Annotated in this window: 1 protein-coding gene; it reads right to left on the bottom strand. The window is 64.8% G+C overall.

Going from position 1 to position 1,385, the window contains the following annotated elements:
* The coding region (locus tag CG51_RS18735; protein ID WP_035747615.1) for a Clp protease N-terminal domain-containing protein at positions 1–1,385 on the bottom strand (1,385 nt) is incomplete at both ends.

The raw sequence follows: 1,385 nt of genomic DNA, 5'->3' as shown, positions 1-1,385 counted from the left end.
GCTGCTCGGTCGAATTGCTTGCGGGCTGCGGCATAGTCCTGTTCGCGCTTGATCTGCGCGACCTCGGCTTCGAGTTCCTGCACGTCCACGGGCCGCGCAGTGGCCGAGATCTTCACCCGCGCCGCGGCCTGGTCGATCAGGTCGATCGCCTTGTCGGGCATGAAGCGACCGGTGATATAGCGATCCGAAAGCTCCGCGGCGGCGATGATCGCCTCGTCGGTGATCGTCACCTTGTGGTGGCTTTCGAGCGTGTCGCGCAGCCCGCGCAGAATCATGATCGTCTGTGCGACCGTGGGCTCGTCCACATAAACCGGCTGGAACCGTCGCTCGAGCGCCGCGTCCTTCTCGATGTATTTCTGGTACTCGTTGAGCGTCGTCGCGCCGATCAGGTTCAGCTCGCCCCGCGCCAGCGCCGGCTTGAAGGTGTTGGCGATGTCGAGACCACCTTCGCCACCGCCCTGGCCGGCGCCGACGATGGTGTGCATCTCGTCGATGAACAGGATCAGGCTGTCCTTCTCCTCGGTGATCTCCTTGAGGATCTTCTGGACTCGCTCCTCGAACTCGCCGCGATACTTCGACCCGGCCACCATCGAGTTGATGTTGAGCTCGACCAGCCGCTTGTCGCGCAGCGCCTCGGGCACTTCGCCCGCGACGATCCGTTGTGCAAGTCCCTCGACGATGGCGGTCTTGCCCACGCCGGGCTCGCCGATCAGCACCGGGTTGTTCTTTTTCCGGCGGGCCAGCACTTCGATCGTCGTCTCGATCTCGCGGGCGCGGCCGATGACGGGATCGAGCTTGCCATCGCGGGCGAGCTTCGTCAGGTCACGGCTGAACTGGTCGAGATCGGGGGTGTTCGACGGAGTCTCGACGCGGCCTTCCTCGGCTCCCTTGCCGACCACCTTCGTCACCTGCTGACGCAGCGCCTGCGGCGTCAACCCCAGCTTGCGCAGCATCGCCGCGGCCAGGCCTTCACCTTCCTCGGCAAGTCCGATCAGAAGGTGCTCGGGACCGACATAGGAATGGCCGAGTTCGTTCGAGGCGATGAAGGCCCGGTTCAGCGCGTCCTTCAGGCGAGGGCTTACGCCGATTTCTCCCTCCGTCTTGGCGTCTCCACGCTTCGCTTCCTTCTCGATCTGGCGCCGCAGATCGTCCACATCGACCTTGAACTGTTCGAGGATCGTCTTGACGACGTCAGACGAGGTCAATGCCAGAAGCAGATGTTCGGTGTCGACCTCGCTGCGCCCGAATTCCCCGGCCTTCTGTGCTGCATCCTGCAGCAGCTTGTTGCCCTGTTCGCTCAGCCGGTCGGCGATGGTGCGTCCGCCGCCGCGCCGCGATCCACGCCGCGGCGCGCCCTCGCCGAAAGTGGCGTCGACGACAGCGTC

The sequence above is a fragment of the Haematobacter missouriensis genome (assembly GCF_000740775.1).
GTDB lineage: Bacteria > Pseudomonadota > Alphaproteobacteria > Rhodobacterales > Rhodobacteraceae > Haematobacter > Haematobacter missouriensis.
This window is presented reverse-complemented; position numbering and strand designations above follow the sequence as displayed.